The sequence below is a fragment of the Streptomyces silvae genome (assembly GCF_016745505.1).
Classification (GTDB): Bacteria; Actinomycetota; Actinomycetes; order Streptomycetales; family Streptomycetaceae; genus Streptomyces; species Streptomyces silvae.
Window position 1 is genome coordinate 1 of the sequence record NZ_JAERUC010000065.1, and the last position, 5,453, is coordinate 5,453.

Below are 5,453 nucleotides of genomic sequence, written 5' to 3' on the forward strand. Positions count from 1 at the left end.
CAACACGAACAGCGATTTCACCACGGTTGGCGATGAGCACTTTACGCACGATGAACGTCTCCTGACTCGCTCGGAGTCACCAGACTGTTCGATCCTCGGGCACCTGTTCAACACATCCGGTTACAGAACTGGGTGCACATTCCCAGGACTCGCCCAGCTGTGTCGAGAGACGGGCAGGAAATGGTCAGGCGCCCGTCAAAACTCTCCGACGACCTGGGCCGTTCCGGAAAAATGACGGGTGCGGCAGCCGGACCGGCCGCCGCACCCCGGAAGGACGGTGTCGATTCAGACCGCCGCCCGGACCGTATTTCCGTACCACTCCCGTGTTTCCGCGAAATCAACGGCGAATCCGGGGCCCGGAACACGGGCCAGATCGGACCAGAGCGCGGCACTGTCGAACCAGTGATCGGTGGCCAGCATGTCCAGCGCGAGCTGCGGCAGGTTCGCGGCGACGAGCCGCTCCCGCACCTGCGCCACCGTCAGCTCCCGGCGCGGCGCGGGGAGGCCCATGCAGTCGGCGACGGCACTCAGCAGCTCCGCCGCGGTGACGGGCCGCGGATGGGCGGCATGGTAGACGGACGCGGTGAGGCTCCCGGCCGGCGCGGACCCCACGCCCAGGACCAGCCGGGCCAGTTCGGGAGCGGAGACGGCCGACATACGGGCGTTCCATCCCGCCGAGGCGCCGGACAGCGCCAGCAGCAGCCGGGCCAGCGCGGGGACCACCCAGATGTCCCCCACGCCGTACACCAGATGGGGGCGGAGCACGATCCCTCCCGCCTCCCGTACGGCGTCCTCGGCGGCGGCCCGGGTCCTGGACGTCACCGAACCCGGGTGGCGGTCGAGGGTCTCGGCGCGGGCGCTCCGGAAGGTCCCGCGGCCGTACACGGAAGCGGTGCTGAGATAGACGATGCGCCGCACCCCCGCCCGCCGGGCCTCCGCGACCAGGGCGGCGGTCCCCCGTGCGTTGACCGCCTCGTTGACGTCGGCCGGGCCCCCGATCTGCGAGGCGCAGTGCAGCAGGACGTCCACGCCGTCACAGGCACCGCGGAGGGTCTCCGGCCGGGCGAGGTCGGCGACGACGCCTTGCGCGGGGACGGTCGCGGTGAGGGGGTTCCCCGACTCGGTGTTCCCCGGGCCGGCGTTCCTCCTGACCGCGCTCCCGGGGCCGGCATCCCCCGGGGCGGCCGGCCCCGTCGTCATGGCCGGCGGGCGGTGGCGGGACATCAGCCGGAGGGGGATCTCCCTGGTGCGGGCTTCCTCGACGACGTGGCGGCCGATGAAGCCGGTCGCCCCGGTGATCATGGTGGTGTGCACGCGGCACTCTCCAGTCGGCTCGACGAGGGCGGGCTTCAGCAGTCGCGGGGCCGCAGGACGAGCTCGGCGGAGTAGACGGCCCGGCCCTCCTGGATGCCCTGCACCGTCACTCGGACGTTGCCGGAGGCGTCGGGAAGGCCCGGGGCCGCCTCGATCAGACACGGCGTGTCGAGTTCGACGTAGCGGGTGAAGACGCTGTCGAGGGCGACGACGAGCGCGTCGGGCAGCCCGGTGGAGGCGTGCGCGGCCTGCCGGGCCGCCTCCAGCAGCACCATGCCCGGGACATGGTCGACCGGGTGGTCGAAGAAGATCGGGTGCGTGGTGTCGACGCGCAGCTCCCACCGGTGCGCTCCGGCACCCGTGCCGTCGTCGGCCAGGACCACGTGCCCGGCCCCGTTGCGCCCGACGCGTGCCGGGTCGATCGGGCGGCCCGGGACGTAACCGGTGCTGGTGGGGCGGTCGCCGCGCAGCCGCCGGTGGACGGCGGGGCTCGTGCAGCTGAACCCGGCGCGCCCGGTGGCCAGGGCCACTCCGTCGACGACGGCGGTGACGTCGTACCGCATGCTGCTGAGCGATCTTCCTCTGCGGACCACATCGCTGCAGACCGTGTGCAGTTCCACCTCGGTCGGCGCGGGGCCGGCGACGAGCATCTCCTCGGTGGTGGCGAACGACATGTCCCACATCAGGAACTGGTGGCCGAAGGGCGCCCCGAACTCGGCGTGGGACAGCAGCGATCCGATCTGGCGGACCGACTCGATCAGCAGCATGGGGTCCTGATACCCGGCGACCTGCGAGAAGAGGGAGTGCCCACGGGGCCACTGGGCCCGTACGACGAACGATTCGGCCACGCCGGCGGCGCTGTCGGCGACTGCCTCCCACCCGGTGAGCAGCACCTCGGAGACGGAGGCGCGGTGTACGTACTGGCGCGGCACGGTCGTGGTGAGCTCGGGGATGGGCGCGGCGGGACGCGGCGTTAAGACGATGTTCCTGCTGGGCTCGTACGGTGCTGAGGCAAGGGACGGCATGCGTGGCACTCCCGATCTATGTCTCTGGACAGGGGTGAGCAAGCCGGACGCCGGCAGCCACCCCCGTGGCCGACGATTCGTTGCTGGCCCCAAGATACAGACAGGTCGGTTCGTAATTGCAAGTAAAAACTTGGTCTGCGCGCCGTCGGATTCATATGTACCGAGCAGCCATCCGGCCACCCGCAAGCGGAAGCACGACCACCCACTTCGCCCCAAAGTGGACTCCTGGTGACATACACAACACGTACGCCGGACATTCAGTCACCCGGAACCCCTCCGGCACCCCCACCCGAAAAACAGGCAAGTCAGCCTGATAACTCCTCTGATCAGGCCCATTGAGCGCACGCGGGCAGCCCCGGCCGGGCCTCGCGAATCACCGCCCAAGTCACCACAAATTCAGCGTCATCGCAGGTCACTTCGGTGGATTCACGAGCAACACGGCCCGCCTTGTCGTCCGTTGACAATCAGACAAGTCTGTTTGCTATCTTCGGTAGGCGTGAGCATTCAGCAGTCCGTGATGTCACGCCTGTGCCTCAGGAGGAGCAGATGAACCGGCAGGCCTCAGATCTACTCGAACCCCGGACCACTCAGCATCGCCCTTTGGTTTCCCAGCCCCACCGCGCCTCAGCCCTGCCTCATCCACCCTCTGCCGGAGAACGTGACGTACTGCGTGTCCTGGTCGTCGAGAACGAGGAACGTGCCGCCGACACCCTCGTCCAGGCCCTGCTCAGACAGGGTTACGACGCCGAGAGCGTGGCCACCGGCGGCAAGGCGTTACAGGGCCACCACCAGGCCGACCTGATCCTGCTCGACCTCGACCTCCCCGATCTGGACGGCCTGGAGGTCTGCCGCGGGATCCGGGCCGTCAGCGACACCCCGATCATCACCGTGACCGCGCGCGGCAGCGAACTCGACCGGGTGCTGGGACTCCAGGCCGGCTCGGACGACTACATGGTCAAGCCCTACGGATTCCGTGAACTGCTGGCCAGGATCGAGGCGGTGATGCGCCGGTCGCGTCCCCGCCAGGAGATCGCGAGGACCGTCGACCACGGCCCGCTCCGGATCGACGCCACCACCCGCGAGGCCACGCTGGACGGGCGCCAGGTGGACCTGACCCGCAAGGAGTTCGACCTCCTGCACCTGCTCGCCTCCCAGCCGGGGGCGGTGATCTCCAGACGCCAGCTGATGACTCAGGTCTGGGAGGACACCTGGTCGCAGCGGGGCCGCACGATCGACACCCATGTCAGCAGCCTGCGGGGGAAGTTGGGGTCGAGCAGTTGGATCATCACCGTCCGGGGGGTCGGCTTCCGCCTCGGGCACCCCTGAGATGCCCCGGCGGGGCCGGGGCACCGGGGGCGGCGCGACCGCGGACCCGGCGCCCTCGGCACTCGCGGGAACCACCACTTTCCGGAAGGTGCGCCCCCAGGTAATGACGCCGTGCGGGCTTCGTCATAGGATGCAGACAAGTCGGTTTGATATCCGTGGTGGCGAGCGCAAGGATCCGGGATGGGTAAGCAGGAACGCGGGACAAGGTCGCGACTCTCGATCCTGGAAGCCGCCGCCCGGGTGTTCGACGCCCGCGGCTTCGACGCCGCGAGCACCAACGAGATCCTCGCGAGCACCGGCCTGACCAGGGGCGCGCTGTACCACCACTTCCCCTCCAAGGAAGCCATCGCCGTAGCCCTGCTGGCCGCGCACGACGAGGCGCTGGTCGTCCCGGACCGTCAGGTGAAGCTCCAGTCGGTCATCGACCTCACCTTCGAGTTCGCGTTCCGCCTCCAGCGCGACCCGGTGCTGCGGGCGAGCGTGCGCCTGGCCGTCGAGCAGACGTCCTTCCCCCGCCCCGTGACCACGCCGTACGAGCAGTCGGGCTCGGCCATAAACGAACTGCTGCAACAGGCACAACAGCAGGGCGAGATCCTGCCGGGCGTGGATCTGGTGGAGGCCACCTCGATCATCATCGGCGCGTTCACCGGGATGCAGGTGATGTCGCAGATGTACACCAACCGACGCGATCTGCCGGAGCGCGTCAGCACGATGTGGCGTTTCCTGCTGCCGGGGCTGGCCAACCCGGGCATGATCAGCCACCTGCGGATCACCCCCGCCCCTGAATCGACACCGAAGCCGGAACCGACTCCGAAGCCGGAGTTGGAGCGGACCGGGGAGCCGGCAGGGAGTCCCGCCCCGCTGAGGAGCCCCGCCCCGGCGACGAGCTCCGCCCGTTCCTGACCCCGGATCAGCCGGCGCTACTCACTCCGCCTGCCCCTGACCCCGGATCAGCCGGCGCTACTGATCGGCGGTGGACCCGACTTCATGGGCCTCGGCGAACAGGGGCCTCAGCACACCCCAGAGCCGCTCGGTCTGCCGCGGGTCCCACCACCCGCTGTCGGTGTACCCCAGGGACTCCAGCCCGGCGGTGACGACGACGGCCAGATCCGCCAGCGCGTCGGGGGCCGCGCCGCCCCGGGCGTCCTCGACGATCCGGTCACGGACCATGCCCAGCACTTCGTCACGCAGCCGCGGCGCGCTGTCCGTACCGTCGGCGCCCAGGCCCATTCCGGCGCAGATGAGCTGGTCCTTGGCCATGGCCGCCCCGAGAGCGACGCTGAACCGGGCGGGGGCATCGGCGGCCGACCCCGCGAAGGAGTCCTCCACCAGCACGGTCGCCCGCTCGCGCGCCTGGGCGTACACCTCGGCCACGAGCTCCGCGATCGACGTGAAGTGGTGGTAGAGCGCCCCCCTGCTCACCCCGGCCACCCGGCAGATGTTCACCAGGCCGGCATCGGCGAACCGTCCGGTGGCTATGAGCTCCGCCGCAGCACTGACGAGAGCCTCACGGGTCTGCTCGGACCGCTTGTACATGGGCCTGCGCCTGCCTCTTCCTCGATTCGGCACCCGAAAAGGTCAGGGGAAACCTACCGGCGCCGCTGCCTAATCGGAATCATACAAGTCTGCCGGTATCTTGTACCACCCTCTGACAGGACTCGATTCAGCCGCCGACCAGCCAAACCTGACAATTTCCCTCAAGAATCCATATTTGATCCGGATTGACCGAGAACGACCACATGAGTACTAGAACTGAAAACAAACCACCCTGCCCGTTCGACAGCCCCC

The 5,453-nt window shown here is 69.1% G+C and carries 5 protein-coding genes; 2 read left to right on the forward strand and 3 right to left on the reverse strand.

Features of this window, described 5'->3' with window-relative positions; all coding sequences use genetic code 11:
• Window positions 1–285: 285 nt before the first annotated feature.
• Window positions 286–1,314 carry an NAD-dependent epimerase/dehydratase family protein gene (locus tag JKV81_RS08520; RefSeq protein WP_307820503.1) on the reverse strand — a complete coding sequence of 343 codons (1,029 nt, stop codon included), beginning with the start codon at window positions 1,312–1,314 and terminating at the stop codon, window positions 286–288.
• 35 nt (window positions 1,315–1,349) lie between these two features.
• The gene (locus tag JKV81_RS08525; protein ID WP_202075304.1) at window positions 1,350–2,339 is read right to left on the reverse strand and encodes a ScbA/BarX family gamma-butyrolactone biosynthesis protein; all 990 of its coding nucleotides are present in this window, start codon (window positions 2,337–2,339) and stop codon (window positions 1,350–1,352) included.
• A 546-nt stretch (window positions 2,340–2,885) separates the two neighbouring features.
• On the opposite strand from JKV81_RS08525, the gene JKV81_RS08530 reads away from it, so the two are divergent.
• On the forward strand, window positions 2,886–3,665 hold the full coding sequence (locus JKV81_RS08530; protein ID WP_099177744.1) for a response regulator transcription factor: 780 nt from the start codon (window positions 2,886–2,888) through the stop codon (window positions 3,663–3,665).
• Window positions 3,666–3,845: 180 nt separating this feature from the next.
• Window positions 3,846–4,568 (forward strand): ScbR family autoregulator-binding transcription factor, encoded by a 723-nt coding sequence (locus JKV81_RS08535; RefSeq protein WP_129264034.1) that lies wholly within the window; start codon window positions 3,846–3,848, stop codon window positions 4,566–4,568.
• 57 nt (window positions 4,569–4,625) lie between these two features.
• Here JKV81_RS08535 and JKV81_RS08540 read toward each other — a convergent pair whose 3' ends face one another.
• The gene (locus JKV81_RS08540; RefSeq protein ID WP_129264036.1) at window positions 4,626–5,201 is read right to left on the reverse strand and encodes a TetR family transcriptional regulator; all 576 of its coding nucleotides are present in this window, start codon (window positions 5,199–5,201) and stop codon (window positions 4,626–4,628) included.
• Between the last annotated feature and the right edge of the window lie 252 nt (window positions 5,202–5,453).